At 68.0% G+C, this 15,837-nt stretch carries 18 protein-coding genes and 1 tRNA gene; 8 read left to right on the top strand and 11 right to left on the bottom strand.

Annotated features, from left to right (window positions below):
* Window positions 1-46 precede the first annotated feature (46 nt).
* Complete coding sequence (locus LPA46_RS15230; protein WP_230893229.1) at window positions 47-1,261, top strand: ABC transporter substrate-binding protein; 1,215 nt, start codon at window positions 47-49, stop codon at window positions 1,259-1,261.
* Here LPA46_RS15230 and LPA46_RS15225 read toward each other — a convergent pair.
* Window positions 1,245-2,171, bottom strand: a complete 927-nt coding sequence (locus LPA46_RS15225; RefSeq protein WP_230893228.1) for a M48 family metallopeptidase — start codon at window positions 2,169-2,171, stop codon at window positions 1,245-1,247. The genes LPA46_RS15230 and LPA46_RS15225 overlap by 17 nt on opposite strands.
* Window positions 2,172-2,320: 149 nt before the next feature.
* Here LPA46_RS15225 and trkA point away from each other — a divergent pair, with 149 nt between their 5' ends.
* Together trkA and LPA46_RS15215 are read left to right on the top strand one after the other, a co-directional pair.
* Complete coding sequence (gene trkA, locus LPA46_RS15220; protein ID WP_230893227.1) at window positions 2,321-3,664, top strand: Trk system potassium transporter TrkA; 1,344 nt, start codon at window positions 2,321-2,323, stop codon at window positions 3,662-3,664.
* 16 nt (window positions 3,665-3,680) lie between these two features.
* Window positions 3,681-5,249: a TrkH family potassium uptake protein gene (locus tag LPA46_RS15215; RefSeq protein ID WP_230893226.1), complete on the top strand. Its 1,569-nt coding sequence runs from the start codon at window positions 3,681-3,683 to the stop codon at window positions 5,247-5,249.
* A gap of 6 nt (window positions 5,250-5,255) precedes the next feature.
* Here the strand turns inward: LPA46_RS15215 and LPA46_RS15210 are convergent, their stop codons facing one another.
* From LPA46_RS15210 to LPA46_RS15200, 3 genes are all read right to left on the bottom strand, one after another.
* Window positions 5,256-7,490, bottom strand: coding sequence for an amino acid permease (locus LPA46_RS15210; protein WP_230893225.1), 2,235 nt, complete (start codon window positions 7,488-7,490; stop codon window positions 5,256-5,258).
* On the bottom strand, window positions 7,483-7,920 hold the full coding sequence (locus LPA46_RS15205) for a universal stress protein (protein WP_230893224.1): 438 nt from the start codon (window positions 7,918-7,920) through the stop codon (window positions 7,483-7,485). The genes LPA46_RS15210 and LPA46_RS15205 overlap by 8 nt, the downstream gene beginning before the upstream one ends.
* A 121-nt stretch (window positions 7,921-8,041) precedes the next feature.
* The gene (locus LPA46_RS15200) at window positions 8,042-8,452 is read right to left on the bottom strand and encodes a hypothetical protein (protein ID WP_230893223.1); all 411 of its coding nucleotides are present in this window, start codon (window positions 8,450-8,452) and stop codon (window positions 8,042-8,044) included.
* A gap of 98 nt (window positions 8,453-8,550) precedes the next feature.
* Here LPA46_RS15200 and LPA46_RS15195 point away from each other — a divergent pair, with 98 nt between their 5' ends.
* Window positions 8,551-9,201 carry an adenylate kinase gene (locus tag LPA46_RS15195; protein ID WP_230893222.1) on the top strand — a complete coding sequence of 217 codons (651 nt, stop codon included), beginning with the start codon at window positions 8,551-8,553 and terminating at the stop codon, window positions 9,199-9,201.
* Window positions 9,202-9,295: 94 nt separating this feature from the next.
* Entirely contained in the window at window positions 9,296-10,165 is an 870-nt protein-coding gene (locus LPA46_RS15190) for a DUF106 domain-containing protein (protein ID WP_230889580.1), read from the top strand.
* A gap of 182 nt (window positions 10,166-10,347) precedes the next feature.
* Here the strand turns inward: LPA46_RS15190 and LPA46_RS15185 are convergent, their stop codons facing one another.
* Complete coding sequence (locus LPA46_RS15185; protein ID WP_230893221.1) at window positions 10,348-10,821, bottom strand: DUF5813 family protein; 474 nt, start codon at window positions 10,819-10,821, stop codon at window positions 10,348-10,350.
* 100 nt (window positions 10,822-10,921) lie between these two features.
* Between LPA46_RS15185 and LPA46_RS15180 the strand changes: the two genes are divergently transcribed.
* Both LPA46_RS15180 and crcB read left to right on the top strand, forming a co-directional pair.
* Window positions 10,922-11,302, top strand: coding sequence for a CrcB family protein (locus LPA46_RS15180; RefSeq protein WP_230893220.1), 381 nt, complete (start codon window positions 10,922-10,924; stop codon window positions 11,300-11,302).
* Window positions 11,302-11,658 carry a fluoride efflux transporter CrcB gene (crcB, locus tag LPA46_RS15175; protein WP_269073720.1) on the top strand — a complete coding sequence of 119 codons (357 nt, stop codon included), beginning with the start codon at window positions 11,302-11,304 and terminating at the stop codon, window positions 11,656-11,658. Before LPA46_RS15180 ends, crcB begins: the two co-directional genes overlap by 1 nt.
* 189 nt (window positions 11,659-11,847) lie before the next feature.
* Here the strand turns inward: crcB and LPA46_RS15170 are convergent.
* The 4 genes from LPA46_RS15170 to LPA46_RS15155 form a co-directional block, all read right to left on the bottom strand.
* Window positions 11,848-11,930, bottom strand: a tRNA-Leu gene (locus tag LPA46_RS15170).
* 40 nt (window positions 11,931-11,970) lie between these two features.
* Window positions 11,971-12,312 (bottom strand): ferredoxin, encoded by a 342-nt coding sequence (locus tag LPA46_RS15165; RefSeq protein ID WP_230889584.1) that lies wholly within the window; start codon window positions 12,310-12,312, stop codon window positions 11,971-11,973.
* Window positions 12,313-12,363: 51 nt separating this feature from the next.
* On the bottom strand, window positions 12,364-12,906 hold the full coding sequence (locus tag LPA46_RS15160) for a peptidylprolyl isomerase (protein WP_230893218.1): 543 nt from the start codon (window positions 12,904-12,906) through the stop codon (window positions 12,364-12,366).
* Window positions 12,907-12,945: 39 nt separating this feature from the next.
* Window positions 12,946-14,004: an anthranilate phosphoribosyltransferase gene (locus LPA46_RS15155; protein ID WP_230893217.1), complete on the bottom strand. Its 1,059-nt coding sequence runs from the start codon at window positions 14,002-14,004 to the stop codon at window positions 12,946-12,948.
* 115 nt (window positions 14,005-14,119) lie between these two features.
* Here LPA46_RS15155 and ahbB point away from each other — a divergent pair, with 115 nt between their 5' ends.
* Window positions 14,120-15,151, top strand: coding sequence for a siroheme decarboxylase subunit beta (gene ahbB / locus LPA46_RS15150; RefSeq protein ID WP_269073719.1), 1,032 nt, complete (start codon window positions 14,120-14,122; stop codon window positions 15,149-15,151).
* A gap of 94 nt (window positions 15,152-15,245) precedes the next feature.
* On the opposite strand, the gene LPA46_RS15145 is transcribed toward ahbB, so the two are convergent.
* Window positions 15,246-15,512 (bottom strand): hypothetical protein, encoded by a 267-nt coding sequence (locus tag LPA46_RS15145; RefSeq protein WP_230893215.1) that lies wholly within the window; start codon window positions 15,510-15,512, stop codon window positions 15,246-15,248.
* A 30-nt stretch (window positions 15,513-15,542) separates the two neighbouring features.
* Window positions 15,543-15,749 (bottom strand): hypothetical protein, encoded by a 207-nt coding sequence (locus LPA46_RS15140; protein WP_230889589.1) that lies wholly within the window; start codon window positions 15,747-15,749, stop codon window positions 15,543-15,545.
* Window positions 15,750-15,837 lie beyond the last annotated feature (88 nt).

Genomic DNA, 15,837 nt, shown 5'->3' with positions numbered 1-15,837 from the left:
GGACGGAATCCAAACCCCTATATTCGTTTAGGGCAGCCTAAAATCCATGGGCGAGAAACGCGAGCCGTTCACGCGTCGACAGTATCTCAAGGGAGCGAGCGCGGCAGCTGCCGCCGGCCTGTTCGCGGGCTGCGCCAGCCCCGACAGCGGTGACGGGGACGCCACGACCACGAACGCGAACACGGACGCGACGAGCACCACGACGGTGGACACGTCCACCAGCGCGTCGCTGGCGCCGGTCGGCGACGTCACGTTCGACGAGCCGCCGGAGAGCGCGTTCGTGCTGTTCCCGCAGTACGCCGACATGGCCGTCGCGCTCGGTCGCGGCGACGCCGTCAACTCCCTCTACGTCCCGGAGATGTCCGGCACGACGATGAACCACTACTACGAGCGCCTCGACGGCGTCTCCTTCGAGTGGGAGGGCCTTCCGGACCCGTTCGGCGACGGCATCGGCAAAGAACAGCTGTACAACCTCGACAGCGACGTGCACTTCCTCGACCCCGCGTACCTCGTCACGCAGGACAACTGGGCGGTCGACGACATCGAGGACATCACGACGAACGTCGCGCCGTTCTTCGGGAACTTCTACAGCGGCACCCACGCCCCGGCGCCCGAGCAGTACCGCGACGCCTACGAGTACTACACGCTCTGGGAGCTGTTCGGCCACGTCGCCGATGTCTTCGGGGAGCGCGAGCGCGCCGAGGCGCTCCGCGAGGTCCACGACGACCTCCTCGCGACCATCGAGGCCGACCTCCCGCCCGAGGAAGACCGCCCGACGGCGGTCCGCGTGACGTACAGCGACGGCAACTTCTACACGTACCACCTCAACAAGCCCGGCTACTGGCTGGCCGACACCCGCCCGCTGGGCGCCCACGACGCGTTCGCGGAGAAGGACTGGTCGAGCCTCTGGGGGACCGTGGGCTACGAGGCGATGCTCGACGCCGACCCCGACGTCATCCTCCACCTCTGGGGCGCGACGCCGAACTACGACATGGCGTCGGTGCGCGAACAACTCCGGAACAGCGACGCGGGCGGCCGGCTCTCCGCGCTGGAGAACGACCGCGTCTACGCCTCCGGGATGCGCTACCAGGGCCCGCTGATGAACCTCTTCCAGCTGGAGATGACCGCCAAGCAGCTCTACCCGGAGACGTTCGGCGAGTGGCCCGACTACCAGAACGGCGACCACTACCCCGAGATTCCGGCCGACGAACAGCTGTTCGACCGCGAGCGCGTCGCCAGCATCGTCACCGACGGCGCGTAACGCCGCCCTCCGTCTCTGCTTGCTCGCGGAGGCGCTCGATGCGGTCGTCCATCGCGGGGTGCGTGGAGAACCACCGCTCGACGCCGTCTTCTTCGTTGCGACGCCGGGACAGCGGCGCGAACAGGCCGCGCGGCTCGCTGGCGCGCTGAATCTTCCGGAGCGCGGACGCCAGTACGAGCGGCGCGCCGGTGACGTCGACCGCGCGGTCGTCGGCTTCGAATTCGCGCTTCCGGGAACGCGCGCGGACGACCAGCGTGAGCGCGACGAACGCGACGAGCACCAGCCGGCCGATGCGCTCGTGGAACGCCAGCCCCGAGTCTGCGCCCGGTCGGCCGCGTGCCCACGCGAGCAGTCGGTTGCAGCCACGGGCGAGCAACGCGACCGGCAACACGAGCACCGCGAGGAAGCCCACGAGCGTGCGGCCGACGGCGAACGCCAGCGACTGCACGAGGCTGTCCCGGCGCTCGATGTGCGCGAGTTCGTGCGCGAGCACGGCCTCGAACTCGGCAGCATCGAGAATGCGGAACAGCGACTCGTCGAAGACGACCGCGCCGCCGGGCCCGCCGAGGCTGATGGCGTTCGGGACCGGCATCCGGGCGACGTACAGCGTCGGCGCCTCGACGCCCATACGGTCCGCCAGCGACTCGAGCACGCGGTAGGCGCGGGGCGCGTTCCGGGGTTCCAGCGGGACGGCGTGCAGTTGTGCGAGCACGCGCGCGGTGCCGACGCGGTAGCTGAGGTAGCCGAACACGACGGTGACCGTGGCGACGACGCCGAGCGCGGTCACCGGGGAGACGTCCGCGGAGAAGACGACGACCAGCGCCCAGAGCACGACCGCCGCGGCGACGACGTGCCAGACGAGGGAGGCAACGCCGACGAGCACCATCAGGAGGCGGCGGCCCAGACCCATGCTCGGGGGTAGTTTCGGAGCCCACAAACGGCTGTCGGCGGCCGGGACGTCGCACCCCGACGACGCGCGTACGACGACGCTGGCCGTTCCGAAGCGCTATTCACGGAGGGGATTCACCTACCGGGCATGTACGAAGGGGTGGCGAACTGATGCGCATTCTCGTCGTCGGCGCTGGCGAGGTCGGGTCGAGTATCGCCAGCAGCCTCTCCGACGCCCACGAAGTCGTGGTCGTGGACGTCGACCCGGAGCGCGTCGAATCGCTGACCTACTCGGAGGACGTGCTCGCGGTCACCGGGGACGGCACGGACCTCGACGTCCTCAGGGAAGCCGAAGTCGAGAAGGCCGACGTCGTCATCGCGAGCACGGACGACGACGAGACGAACCTCGCGACGTGCGCGACCGTGGACACCATCAGTGACGCGTTCACCATCGCGCGTGTGGAGGACACGAACTACCTCGACACGTGGCGCGAACACCACGGCGCGTTCGGCGTGGACTTCATGGTGTGCACGGACCTGCTGGCGGCGGAAGCCATCGTCCGCGTCGTCGGCCTGCCGACCGCGCGTGACGTCGACCCGTTCGCGGGCGGGTCGATTCAGATGGCGGAGTTCGAGGTGCCCGAGGACAGCCCGATAGCCGGGGAAACGGTCGCGGAAGCCGACCGCTTCGACGAGCTGACGTTCGTCGCCGTCATTCCGGAGGGCGCCGACCACGCCAGCGTCCCGCGCGGTGACACCGTCATCGAGGGGAACGCTCGCGTGGTCGTCGTCGGGCGACCGGCCAGCGTGCGCGAGTTCGCGCGCTCTATCGACCCCGCCAGCGCGGCCAGCGAGGTCGAGGACGTCGTCATCGTCGGCGGGTCGACGACCGGACAACTCACCGCCGAGTCGCTCGTCGAGCGCGGCATCTCGGTGCGCATCATCGAATTCGACGAGGACCGCGCGCGCGAACTCGCGGAGTTGCTGCCGTCCGTGACGGTGTACTCCCACGACGCCACCGACCCCGAGTTCCTCTCCCGGGAGCACATCAAGGACGCGGACGTGGTCATCGCGACGGTCGGCAGCGACGAGCGCAGCCTCCTGGCGGCGCTGCTCGCGAAACGCGAGGGGGCCCAGCGCACCATCGCCGTCGTCGAGCAGGCGCGCTACGTCGACCTCTTCGAGACGGTCGGCGTGGACGTCGCGGTCAACCCCCGCCGGGTGACCGCCGAAGAGATTACGCGGTTCACGCGGGAGCGCCGCGCGGAGAACGTCGCCATCATCGAACCCGGCGGCGCGGAAGTCGTCGAGGTGGAAGTCGACGAGGATAGCGTGCTCGCGGGTCGCTCCATCCAGGACGTGATGGCAGACCTGCCCGGTGGCGTGGTCGTGGGCGCCATCACGCGCGGCGGGGAGTACGTGACCCCGCGCGGGAGTACGGTCGTCGAAGCCGGCGACCACGTCGTCGCGTTCGTGCAGGCCGACGCCCTCGAAGAGGTGACGTCGAAACTATGACCGCGAGGCCGGGTCTATGACCATTCGCGTCGACTGGCGGGACAGCCTCGCGCTCGTCGGCACGGTCGTGAAGTGGCTGACCGTGCCACTGCTCGCGCCGGTGGCGGTCGCGCTCTACTACGGCGACGGCGGGTTGGCGGCGTTCGTCGCCACCATTATCGTCGCGTTCGCCGCGGGGTCGGCGCTGGAGACCGTCGGCGACCCGACGGACCTCGGCGCACGCGAGGGGTTCCTGATGGTCGCGTTGACGTGGCTCGCGGCGAGCATCGTCGGCGCACTGCCGTACCTGTTCGCGGCTCACGGCATCCCGGGCGTCGTGGCCGCGTCCGCGCCCGGCTCCACGCTCGGTAACCCCGTGAACGCGCTGTTCGAGACGATGAGCGGGTTCACCACCACGGGGGCGACGGTAATGGGTGACATCTCCTTCGACACGCACTCCCACGCGGTGTTGCTGTGGCGCCAGCTCACCCAGTGGCTCGGCGGCATGGGTATCGTCGTGCTCGCGGTCGCCATCCTCCCCGAACTCTCGGTTGGTGGCGCGCAACTGATGGAAGCCGAAGCGCCCGGCCCGAGCATCGAGAAGCTCACGCCCCGCATCGCGGAGACCGCGCGGGCGTTGTGGCTGGCGTACGCGGGCATCACCCTCCTCGAAGTCCTGTTGCTGTACGGCCTCCACCGCACCGGCTACGCGCCCAACATGGGGCTGTACAACGCCGTCGCGCACGGCCTCACGACGATGGCGACCGGCGGGTTCAGCCCGGAGGCGCGCTCCATCGAGGCGTTCTCCGGCATCGTCCAGTGGGTCATCGTCCCGTTCATGTTCGCGGCGGGGACGAACTTCGCGCTCATCTGGCAGGCGCTGACCGGCGACACGGAGGCGCTGTTCGGCGACTCCGAGTTCCGCTTCTACCTCGGCGTTGTCGGCACCGTCACCGCGCTGCTGGCCGGCCTCCTGTTCACGGGGCCGGTGCTCGGCGTCCGGGACGCGGTCGGCCCCGTCGCCGGCAACCTCGAAGCGTCGCTACGCCACGCCGCCTTCCAGGCCGCGTCCATCGTCACCACGACCGGGTACGCGAGCATGGACTTCGCGGAGTGGGGCAACGCCAGCCAGTACGTCCTGTTCATCGCCATCTTCCTCGGTGGGAGCGCGGGCAGCACGGGTGGCGCGGTGAAGATGGTGCGCTGGCTGGTCATCCTCAAGAGCCTCAAGCGCGAACTGTTCGTGACCATCCACCCCGAGGCCGTGAAACCCGTCCGCCTGGGCGGCCGCGCGCTCGACGAGAAGGCGGTCCGGGGCATCTACGCGTTCACCGCCGTCTACTTCGCGCTGTTCGTCGCCGGCACAATCTTCGTCGCCATCGACGTCACGCGCATCGAACAATCGCTGACCGCGCTGGAAGTGATGAGTTCGGTCGCCGCGACCCTCGGGAACGTCGGTCCCGGGTTCGGGCTCGTCGGCCCGATGGGGTTCTACGAGTTCCTCCCCGAGACGACGAAACTCGCGATGGTCGTGCTGATGTGGATTGGCCGGCTGGAAGTGCTGCCCGTGCTCGTGTTGCTGACGCGGGCGTACTGGAAGTCCTGACGCCGGTCAGCCGAGCAGCCGTTCGAGCAGCGACCGGCTGCGCTGTTTCTCCGCGAGTACGACCGAGCAGTCCACCTCGTTGACGACGTCGAGCACGAGCGACCCCGTGACGAGACGCCCGAGGAGGCCGCGCTCGGTCGCGCCGACGACGAGCATCGACGCGTCTTCGGCGGCGGCCGCGATGGCGGTCTCGACGTCACCGGACTCGACGCGCAACTCGGCGTCCGAGAGGCCCTGTTCGTCGGCCCACGCTTCGAGGAAGTCGCGGCCGGCCTCGGTGTCGTCGGCGACGTGCAGCAGCGTGACCTCGCTGCCGAACTGTTCGCGGAGGTAGCGCGCGATGGCGGCGCTGAGTTCGCTGTCCGGGCCGCCCGCGGTCGGGACGACGACGCGCGAGGGGTCGAACCCGCGGTCCTTGAACACGAGCACGTCACACGGCAGGTCGCCGGCGAGTTCGTCGACGGCGGACTCCGCGCGGCCCGGCGACCCGTGGCTGTCCGGCCCCCAGCCCATGACGAGCAGGTCGGCGTCGTGGGTCTCGGCGGCGTCGAACAGTTCCTCGAAGGAGCGGTGCGAGAGGATGGTGTGGGTCTCGACGGGGACGCCGAAGTCCTCGGCGTCGGCGCGCGCGTTCTCGAGCAGTCGCTCGCTCTCGGCGGCGTCCGTGAATTCGTCGAGGTGTTCGTCGGCGTACGCGAGGCTGGTCTGGTCGGGCACCTGCACGACGTGGACGGCGACGACGCGGCCGGCGTTGGCCTTCGCCGCGGCTGCGCCGAGCGTGATGAGGTCGGTCTCGTGTTCGGGGTTCGCCAGCGGCACGAGCACGCGGTAGTCCGACCCGTCCGGTGCAATCGACTCCGCGGCGGAGACGGCGGCGTCGGGCGCGGTGTCGGGGTTCGCCTGGAGGTACTGCGAGAGGATGCCGGTCTTGGTCGCCCGCGAGCGCGCGTAGACGAGGTACCAGGCGACGGCGAAGACGACGAACGCCGCGGTCGCCGCGACGATGGTCGGGTTGATGAACGCGATGAGCGCGAACGACGTGATTGCGCCGAGAATCGGCGTCACCGGGTAGAACGGGACGCGGAAGTCGGGCTGGTACTCTGGCGGGTCGACGGTCCGCATCACGACGAGCGCGACGTTCAACAGCCCGTAGATGACAAGGTGGAGCGTGCTCCCCATCGTCGAGAGCGTTTCGAGGTTGCCGAACAGCACGAACACGAGGATGAAGACGCCGGTGAGCCCGATTGCGCGGTACGGCGTCGCGAACCGGTCGTGAATCGTGTTCAGGCTGTCGGAGACGAGCTTGTCCCGCCCCATCGCAAAGTTGATGCGCGAGGACGCGAGGATGGACGCGTTCGCCGACGAGGCGGTCGCGAGCAGGCCGCCGAACAGCAATGCGACGGCCCCCGCGGGCCCGAGCAGTCGGCGGGCGACGTCCACGACCGCGGTGTCGTTGCCGGCGACGAGTTCGTTCGGCACCGCCGCGAGCACGACCAGCAGGACGAGCGCGTAGATGAGCGTGACGAGGACGACGCTGCCGATGATAGCCCGTGGGAGGTTCTTCCCGGGGTCTTTGACCTCCTCGGCGACGCTCGTAATCTGGACGAACCCGAGGTAGGAGACGAAGACGAGCCCGGTGACGGGCAGCACCGTCGAGAAGCCCTTCCCCTCGCGGACGAGCGGGAGCAGCGAGTTCAGGTCCGCATTCCACGCGCCGACGGCCGTGAACACCGCGAGGATGGCGACGAGCGTGACGACGATGACGTTCTGGAGGCCGCCGGTCTCCTTCGCGCCGACGTAATTCACGCCGACGAAGAACGCCGCGCCGGCGAGTGCGACGACCTTCGCGGGCGGCAGCGAGAGCACCCAGAGGTCGATGCTGGGCACCGCGAGGAACGTGATGACGTACTGGCCGAGGCCGAACATATAGAACGCCGAGGCGAACGCCAGCCCCATCCAGTTCGCCCACCCGGCGATGGAGCCGAACATCGGGCCCATCGCGTGGTTGATGTAGTAGTACGCGCCGCCGGCTTTCGGCATCGCGGTGCCGAGTTCCGAGGCGGCCAGTGCGGTCAGCAGCGCGATGCCGCCGCCGACGAGGAACGCGAGCGCGGACAGCGGGCCGGAGGTCTCGACGGCGGCGCCCGGCAGCACGAAGATGCCGGCGCCAATCATCGTCCCGACGCCGATGGTCAGCGCGGCCAGCGGCCCGAGGTCTTTCGCGAGCTCCTGGTCACTCATCGGCGTCCTCCGCCGGGAACACGACGACCGGGAGGTCTGCTCGATTCACGATGTCGCGGGCGTGGTCGCCGGCCAGCAGGTCGAGCCAGCGGTTGCTCTCGCGGGGCGTGAACGCGACCGCGCTCGCGCCGTGGTCGCGGGCGGCGGTGAAGATGCCGTCGACGACGTCCTCGGCGAACCGGAGGTCCGTCTCGCAGGCGACGCCGGCGTCCGCGCAGGCGTCCTCGACGACCGCGAAGACGTCCTCGGCGTACAGTTCGCGCTGTTCGACGCTGGCCTTGTCTATCGTGCCGCCGCCCTTCTCGACGACGTGGACGGCGACGACCGACCCGCCGGCTTCTCGGACGCGCGGCAGGACTGCGTCCATCGTCGTCTCCGCGTCGGCCTCGCTGGCGACCGGAACGACGACCAATTCGAGGAGGTCACCCATCGCAACCACCCGTTTCGAACGGCGCGTGGAAACCCGCTCCTACGGGTGTTGGGCGTGAGAATCTCATATTCGCGGGTGTGTACCGCGTACCCTTATACTTTCGACTCCCACGCCGCGAGTCTCAGAGTTCGACCGCCCACAGTTTGAAGTCCGCAGGGAGGTCGTAGACGTTCTGGAAGAGCGCGTCGACGAACTGGCCGACGCGGTCGTCGTCGGCGCGCGCCTCGATGCGGACGTTCGTCCCGGGAGACTCCTCGGCGGACTCGGCGGGGATGGTCTCGCGTTCTTCGATGGTGAACGCGCCGAACCGGGAGACGACCGTCGCCAGCCGGTCGAGCTCCTCGTCGGTGCAGTCGAGGTTGAGCGTGCCGTCGGCGAACTGCACCCACGGCGGCAGGAACTCGGGGTCGCCGCTGGGGTCCTCGTCGGCTTCCAGCGTGCAGAACGCGCTGTCGCGCTCGCGGTGGGCGACGATGGCGTCCGCGACGAGTTCGATGCGGCCGGCGTCCGTGTCGGCGTCGAATCTGGTCATACGTGGGGTTGGCGGCCCGCCCACAAAGCAGGTCGGATGTGCGAGTCAGTTCGGCCGGAAACAACACCTCCTTAATCGAGGCCCGGAAACGGGACGGTATGAGTAACCCGCGAATCCTGATTCTGGGCGCGCCGGGCGCTGGCAAGGGCACGCAGAGCCGCCGTCTCGCCGAGGAATTCGGCATCGAGCACATCACGACGGGGGACGCGCTCCGCGAGAACAAGGGAATGGACATCAGCCACCTTGACCTGGAGTACGACACGCCCGGCGAGTACATGGACGCCGGCGAACTCGTCCCGGACGAGGTCGTCAACGAAATCGTCAAGACCGCCCTGGAGGAGGCCGACGGCTTCGTCCTCGACGGCTACCCGCGCAACGAGAGCCAGACGGAGTACCTCGACTCCATCACGGACCTCGACGTCGTGCTCTACCTCGACGTCGACGAGGACGAACTCGTGCGCCGGCTGACCGGCCGCCGCGTCTGCGAGGACTGCGGCGCGACCTACCACGTCGACTTCAACCCGCCCGAGGAGGAAGGCGTCTGCGACGAGTGCGGCGGCGACCTCTACCAGCGCGAGGACGACACCGAGGAGACCGCCCGCGAACGCATCGAGGTGTACGAGGAGAACACCGCGCCCGTTGTGGAGTACTTCCGCGACCAGGGCGTGCTCGAAGAAATCGACGGCGAACAGACCCCCGACGAGGTCTGGGAGGACGTCAAGGCCACCGTCGAAGCGCGCGCGAACTGACGGACGGACCGCTGGAACGCGTTTTTCTCGCCGAACGACTCGTCGGTAGTTCCGTAAGAGGTTCAAGCGGCCACCGCAAAGAACAGCCAAGAAGATGTCTCGAACCGCGGAGAAAGTCCGCTCGCTGGTCCGCGAGGACCCCGAACTGGCCGACGTACTCGAAGACCTCCTCGACCACGAGGGTGAGATTCGCTGGCGGGACGTCAAGGGCGACGTCTCCAGCGGCCAGTGGGGACGCCTACTGGAGAAAGACGTTCTCGTGGAGTCGGGCGAGGGCTTCGAATTCGCGGACCCAGACGGCGTCCGCGAGGGACTCGAACCCGAGGAGGAACTCGACGAGAGCCCGGAATCCTCGTCGTGGTCGAAGTGGGACAAGCTCGCGGCGGTCGGGTCGTTCGCCGCGATTCTCGGCTACAACTTCCAGCCGATTCAGAACACCATCGGCGGAGCCGTCGAGGTCGTGCTCGGGCCGCTGGACGCGATGCTCCCGTTCTACGTCGTCGTGATGGCCCTGGCCGTCCTCACGGGCCTGTACTCCACGCTCCTGCAGGCGAACCTCACGGACATGAGCAAGATGTCGAAGTACCAGGAGCGCGCCCAGAAGCTCCAGGACAAGATGTCCGACGCCAAAGAGCGCGGCGACGAAGCCGAAATCGAGCGCCTCCGCGAGGAGCAGATGGAGGCGTTCGGCGACCAGGCCGGCATGCTCAAAGAGCAGTTCCGCCCGATGGCGTGGATTATGCTCCTGACCATCCCGGCGTTCCTCTGGATGTACTGGAAGCTCGGCACCGGCCAAGTCACCGGCGAGGAGGTCCAGATGGTCCTCCCGCTGATGGGCGAGGTCAACTTCAACACGGGCCGCGCGTTCGTGTTCCCCGTCTGGATCATCTGGTACATGGTCTGCTCGTTCAGCTTCTCGAACGTCATCCGGAAGGCGCTGAACATCCAGACGACGCCGACCTAGCGCCGCCACTCTTTGCGCTACGTGGGACGCACGGAGCGCGCCTCACTCGGCAAAAGCCGCGAAAAAGACACTCCTCCTTCGGTCCGCTTCGCGCTCACGGCGACGCCGTTCGCGCATTTCGAGGCGCGTAGCGCCTCGCGTCGGCAGAGTAGTCGCTGAAAGAACGAAGCCCGAAGCCGCGACTAGAGCGGCGTGCCTTCCGTGCCCTGGGCGTTCTGCGCGGCCTGCTGGCGCATCTGGTCGACCTTCTCGACGTAGTCGTAGCCGGGGATGACGCCCTGGAACCACGTGCCTTCGACGTAATTCACGAGCGCGAGCGCGTCGTCGGCCGCCTTCCCAGTGCGGGGGGAGAACGTGATTTCGACGGTGATGTCGCCGTCCTCGCGGGAGACGGATTCGACCTCGACGTCGTTCGCGAGCGTGACGCTGTCGGCGTCGACGACGCGGCGCTCGAACGTGTCGTACCAGCCGTCCTCGACGACGTCCGCCACGTTGTCGTTCGTCGCGGCGTCCAGTGTCGGCACGACGACCGTGATTTCGACCGTGTCGTCGCCGACTGTGACCGTGGCGTCCCAGTCGTTCGTCGTCGGGACGAACTCGCCATCGTCACGGGTGAAGCGCCCGTGGTCGGCGAGTTCCTGCTCGATGTCAGTCATTACGAGCTAGGAGGTGACGCTCGCAGTTGGGTGTTGCGCTCCGGGACTTCGACGCCCGTAAGTGGGACTGTCGCGCACGTTCCGGCGATTCGCTCGTGGCATGGGACTGAACTACCGCCGCTCGCTGACCGTGGTCGCGCTCGTCACAGTCGGCGGGTTCGCCGGCGCGAACCTCCGGTACGCGGTCTCGCTGCTCGCGCCCGGCCTGCCCGGTACGCTCGTCGTGAACGCAGCCGGCAGCCTCGCGCTCGGTGTGCTCGTCTACGTAGCCGCCGACAGCGACGCCCTCGGGGAGCGCACCCAACGACTCCTCGGCACTGGCTTCCTCTCCTCGCTGACGACCTACAGCACGTTCGCCGTTCAGACCGCGGGCGTCTCGCCCGAACTGATGGTCGCGAACGTCGTCGCGAACTACTCGCTCGGCTTCCTCGGCGTGGTCGCCGGGCGCGCACTCGTCGTTCGCTACGGAGGTGGCGCGTGATGGACCTCCTGCTACCGCCCTCGATGCTCGTCGGCGTCGGTGGCGCGCTCGGCGCTGTCCTCAGGTACGCGGTCGGCGAGGCCGTCCGGACTGAGGGCTACCCAACGGGCACGCTCGTCGTGAACGTTCTGGGGACGTTCGTGCTCGCCGCACTCACGTTCGCCGGGGCGAGCGACGACGCGATGCTGCTGCTCGGCACGGGAGCCTGCGGCGCGTTCACGACGTTCTCCTCGTTCAGCGTGGACGTCGTCGGCCTCGTGGAGAACGAGCGATTCGGCGCGGCCGCGTTCCACGCGCTCGGGAATCTGGTCGGCGCTGGTGTGGCGATTGGATTGGCGTGGCTGTTGGTGGGGTAGCTCGTAGCGACTGAGTTCGCCACAGGTTGCATTCGCGGACCGAGCGGTCCGAAGGACCCGGTGGGTCCGCGATTCACCGCGCGACCGAAGGGAGCGCGGGCCGACGACCGACCAACGGGAGGGAGGAGTGCTTTTGGCGTAGCTTTTGCCAGCGAGTGAGCGAAGCGAACGAGCGCAGCAAAAGGTACGTGCGAGGAGTGGGATTCGAACCCACGAACCCCTACGGGAGCGGGTCTTAAGCCCGCCGCCTTTGGCCGCTCGGCCATCCTCGCATTACGTCGTGGAGGCCGCGGGGAGAAGTCCGTTACGGTCCTACCAGTCGACGGAGAGCGTGCCGTCGCCGTGGGGGTCGGGCGCGATTTCCTCGTTCGTGCGGCGGTCGACGACGTGGATGACGCCGTCGCCTTTCTTCGCGGGGCAGGCGTCGGCGGCGGCGACGTTGTGGTCGAGGTCGTCCTCGTCGAAGAAGTACGAGACGGGCTTGGCCATGCCGGAGGCGAGGTCCATCTCCCAATTCGCGGAGACTTCCGCGCACTTGCCCGCGCCGAAGCACTTGTTCGCCTCGAAGACGAGTTTGTAGGGTTTCTCGTCGACTGGCGGGGCGTCGGTCTCGCCGATGTCGCTGGGGTCGACGGCGTCCGCGTCGTCAGTCATACGCAGAAATTAGTGCTGGAGGGCTTTGAAGTGTCGGTCGCCGGAGCCCGATTAGTCGTGAATCTCGACGGATTCGAGGACGACGTCGCGCTTGGGCTGGTCGTTGCGGTCGGTGTCGACGTTGCCGATTTCCTCGACGACGTCCATGCCGTCCGTGACCTTCCCGAAGACCGCGTGGCGGTCGTCGAGGTGGGGCTGGGCGTCCAGCGTGATGAAGAACTGGCTGCCGTTCGTGTCCGGGCCGGAGTTCGCCATCGAGAGCACGCCGGCGTCGTCGTGGCGGAGGTCGTCGTGGAACTCGTCCTCGAATTGGTAGCCGGGGCCGCCGCGACCGGTCTCGGTCGGGTCGCCGCCCTGAATCATGAAGTCCTCGATGACGCGGTGGAACGCGACGTCGCGGTACAGCGAGTCGCCCCGAACCTCGCCGCTCTCGGGGTCCTCCCACGTCTTCGTGTCCGGCGCGGGGTCGGCACCAGCGGCGGGGTCGTCCTTCGCGAGCTTGACGAAGTTCTCGACCGTCTTCGGTGCTTTCTCGTCGTACAGCTCGACCGTAATGTCGCCCTCGCTCGTGTGGAGGGTCGCCTTCTTGGTCATACTCCAGAGAACGCCGTCGCGCCGGATAACGCTACCTACTCAGAACGAGCAGAGGTCCGCGAGGAGGCTCTCCGCACGCCCGCTGGCGATGACGTCCGTCGCGGCTTCGATGCCCTCGTCGATGGAGTCGACGTCCTCGCCGGCGTACATGCGGAGCGCGGCGTTGAGTTTGACGGCGTCCGCGAATTGGTCGCGGTGGTCGCCCGCGAGCACGTCCGCCGTAATCTCGGCGGACTCTTTGGCGACGTCGTCGACGTCAAGGTCCGCGCTCTCGATGTCCATGCCGTAGTCCTCCGTCTCGATGGTGAAGTCCTCCAGGTCCGAGCCCTCCGACCACTCGGCGACTGTCGTGGAGCCGGGGCGAATGTCGTCGTAACCCTCCATCCCCTGAAACATGAGCACGCGGTCGAAACCGACGTCCTCGCTCTCGCGGGCAGTCTCGACGACCTTCTTCGCGAACGCGAGGTGGTAAAACGAGCCGAGGTGGGTGTCGGCGTTCGCGGGGTTCGCGAGCGTCTCGACGGTGTTCACGAACGTCCGCACGCCCATGTTGTCGCGGCGGTCCCAGAGCGCGTCCACGACGGGATTGAAGTTCGGCTGGTAGTAGAAGCCGAAGCCGTGCTCGTCGACCATCTCGGCGGACTCCTCGGGCTCGAGGTCAGTGCGCACGCCGAGCTCGTCGAGAACGTGCTTGTAGGCGTCCTGCTTCTGCGTCGGCACGCGGTCGCCGGAGTGGACGACGACGGGCGTCCCGGCGGCGGCCGCGACGACGCCGGCGGCGACGCCAAGAATCGCGGAGTCGCCTTTCCCGTCGTAGTTCGCGCCGCAGTCCACGGGGTCGGCGTCGGGTTCGGCGTCGACGACGCTCTCCCGACGCATCGCGTCGACGTACGCGCCCAGTTCCTCGCCGTTGTTGCGCTTCCAGCGGTTCGCCAGCCAGAACGCGCCCAGCGTCGTCTGGTCGGGCGTCAAATCGAGGATGCGCTCGAACGCCTCCATCGCCTGCTCGCGGGACATGTCCTCGGCGGACTTCGGCCCGGAGCCGACGACCTCCGTCATCAGGCGCTGTAGCGGCCACTCGCCGTGCGAATCACTCATGTCGACGTATTGGATTTCCACCGGCGTAAATCCACCCGGTTTCGGCGAGCGCACCCGAAATCGGCCCGCCGACGAACCGGTAAACAGTAGCCGACGCAGTCCCAACCGCGTGGTAATGGCCGCCGCCGACTGGCGCGAACGCGTCGACGACGTGGACGCACGCCTCATCGACGAGTACCAGAGCGGGTTCCCGATTCGGGAGCGCCCGTTCGAAGTCGTCGCCGACGACCTCGGCGTCACCGAAGCCGACGCGCTCGAACGCGTCCAACGCCTCCACGAGGAGGGCGTCTTCCGGCGGTTCGGCGCCGTCCTCAACCCGCCCGTCATCGGGTCGTCGACGCTCGCCGCCGTGCGCGCGCCCGCCGACCGCGACGAGGAGGTCGCCGACGTCATCAACGGCTACCAGCAGGTCAACCACAACTACCGCCGGGACCACGAGTACAACCAGTGGTTCGTCGTCACCGCCGGCAGCCGCGAGAAGCGCGACGAGATTCTCGCGGAAATCGAGGAACGAACAGGCTGCGAGGTGCTGAACCTCCCGATGCTCACCGACTACTACATCGACCTCGAGTTCCCGGTCGTGAACGGCGACAAATTTGCGCGGGAGAGTCTCGACAGCACCGAGGTCTCCGCGACCCGAATCAGCGAGAGCGCGGCGGGCAACCTCTCGACGCTGGACGCCGACCTCCTGCTCGCGATTCAGGACGGCTTCCCGCTGTCGGCGACGCCGTACCGGGACATCGCGGACGCCATCGGCGCGCCCGTCAAGGACGTCCTCGACGCCACCGAGCGCCTGCTCGCGGACGGCTGCATCAAGCGCGTGGGCTGCGTCGTCAACCACGTCGTCACCGGCTTCGACGCCAACTGCATGGTCGTCTGGGACGTCCCCGACGACGAACTCGACGAGCGCGGCGTCAGCGTCGGCGAACTCCCCTACGTCACGCTCTGTTATCACCGCCCGCGCCGCCCCGACCAGGACTGGCCGTACAACCTCTTCACGATGATTCACGGCCGCGAGAGCGACGCCGTCGACGAGAAAATCGACGAACTCGCCGACGAGTACCTGCCGTTCGACCACGAGCGCCTCTACTCCGAAGAGACCCTGAAGCAGACGGGCGCGCGCTACGACGACCTGGTGGGCGAGTAGCGAGCGTTCGGTCGGGAGTCGTTACTGTTTTCGAGGCGGTCGAAAGGAGAATTCGAGTGGCGTCCGACGCCGATGCGGTCGGCGACCTCGCTCGCTACTCGCGCGCGGTGGTGTACAGAATCGGCGCGACGACGAGCAGCGCGACGCCGAGGAACCGGTACGTGAACGGGTCGCTGCCGAGCTGTGAGGCGGGCGTCACGAAGAAGAGGACGCCGAACAGCGACGCGTTCAGAGCCACGACCTTCCGGGAGCCGAGTGGGATACTGCCGACGATGGACAACGCGAACAGAACGAGGAGCGCGTGCCCGACGTGGTAATTCACGAGGAAGTCGTCGACGAGGGGCAGCGGTGTGAACGCCATTGCTGGCTGGATTTCGCCGCGAAATCCCCTTTAAGGTTCCGTTCCGCCGTCCGGTCCGGTGAGGTCGAGGGGGCGAATCCACCCGTACCACACGACCAGCACCATCGACGCGTAGCCGACGGCCCACACCGCCGCGCCAACCGTCGAGAAGCCGGCCTGGTGCAGGAAGTAGTTCGCGACCCCGGGGACCACGACCCCGGCGGCGATGACGAGTCCGAGCGCCACGCGTGAATCCATACCAGAGCGTTCGCGCTCCGCCCGCGTCAAAGCCCCGGTTCCGCGCTCGCCCCGACGAACGCGCTCGCGGTGCCGTCGCTCTGTTCGT

The sequence above is a fragment of the Halobacterium sp. KA-6 genome (assembly GCF_021029015.1).
GTDB lineage: Archaea > Halobacteriota > Halobacteria > Halobacteriales > Halobacteriaceae > Halobacterium.
Note: the sequence above shows the minus strand (reverse complement) of the source record. Positions and strands in the feature narration are given on the sequence as shown.

Excerpts from the sequence above, each read along its gene's own strand:
- LPA46_RS15230 (WP_230893229.1), top strand. The coding sequence starts at position 47 with ATGGGCGAGAAACGCGAGCCGTTCACGCGTCGACAGTATCTCAAGGGA.
- LPA46_RS15225 (WP_230893228.1), bottom strand. The coding sequence starts at position 2,171 with ATGGGTCTGGGCCGCCGCCTCCTGATGGTGCTCGTCGGCGTTGCCTCC.
- trkA (WP_230893227.1), top strand. The coding sequence starts at position 2,321 with ATGCGCATTCTCGTCGTCGGCGCTGGCGAGGTCGGGTCGAGTATCGCC.
- LPA46_RS15215 (WP_230893226.1), top strand. The coding sequence starts at position 3,681 with ATGACCATTCGCGTCGACTGGCGGGACAGCCTCGCGCTCGTCGGCACG.
- LPA46_RS15210 (WP_230893225.1), bottom strand. The coding sequence starts at position 7,490 with ATGAGTGACCAGGAGCTCGCGAAAGACCTCGGGCCGCTGGCCGCGCTG.
- LPA46_RS15205 (WP_230893224.1), bottom strand. The coding sequence starts at position 7,920 with ATGGGTGACCTCCTCGAATTGGTCGTCGTTCCGGTCGCCAGCGAGGCC.
- LPA46_RS15200 (WP_230893223.1), bottom strand. The coding sequence starts at position 8,452 with ATGACCAGATTCGACGCCGACACGGACGCCGGCCGCATCGAACTCGTC.
- LPA46_RS15195 (WP_230893222.1), top strand. The coding sequence starts at position 8,551 with ATGAGTAACCCGCGAATCCTGATTCTGGGCGCGCCGGGCGCTGGCAAG.
- LPA46_RS15190 (WP_230889580.1), top strand. The coding sequence starts at position 9,296 with ATGTCTCGAACCGCGGAGAAAGTCCGCTCGCTGGTCCGCGAGGACCCC.
- LPA46_RS15185 (WP_230893221.1), bottom strand. The coding sequence starts at position 10,821 with ATGACTGACATCGAGCAGGAACTCGCCGACCACGGGCGCTTCACCCGT.
- LPA46_RS15180 (WP_230893220.1), top strand. The coding sequence starts at position 10,922 with ATGGGACTGAACTACCGCCGCTCGCTGACCGTGGTCGCGCTCGTCACA.
- crcB (WP_269073720.1), top strand. The coding sequence starts at position 11,302 with ATGGACCTCCTGCTACCGCCCTCGATGCTCGTCGGCGTCGGTGGCGCG.
- LPA46_RS15165 (WP_230889584.1), bottom strand. The coding sequence starts at position 12,312 with ATGACTGACGACGCGGACGCCGTCGACCCCAGCGACATCGGCGAGACC.
- LPA46_RS15160 (WP_230893218.1), bottom strand. The coding sequence starts at position 12,906 with ATGACCAAGAAGGCGACCCTCCACACGAGCGAGGGCGACATTACGGTC.
- LPA46_RS15155 (WP_230893217.1), bottom strand. The coding sequence starts at position 14,004 with ATGAGTGATTCGCACGGCGAGTGGCCGCTACAGCGCCTGATGACGGAG.
- ahbB (WP_269073719.1), top strand. The coding sequence starts at position 14,120 with ATGGCCGCCGCCGACTGGCGCGAACGCGTCGACGACGTGGACGCACGC.
- LPA46_RS15145 (WP_230893215.1), bottom strand. The coding sequence starts at position 15,512 with ATGGCGTTCACACCGCTGCCCCTCGTCGACGACTTCCTCGTGAATTAC.
- LPA46_RS15140 (WP_230889589.1), bottom strand. The coding sequence starts at position 15,749 with ATGGATTCACGCGTGGCGCTCGGACTCGTCATCGCCGCCGGGGTCGTG.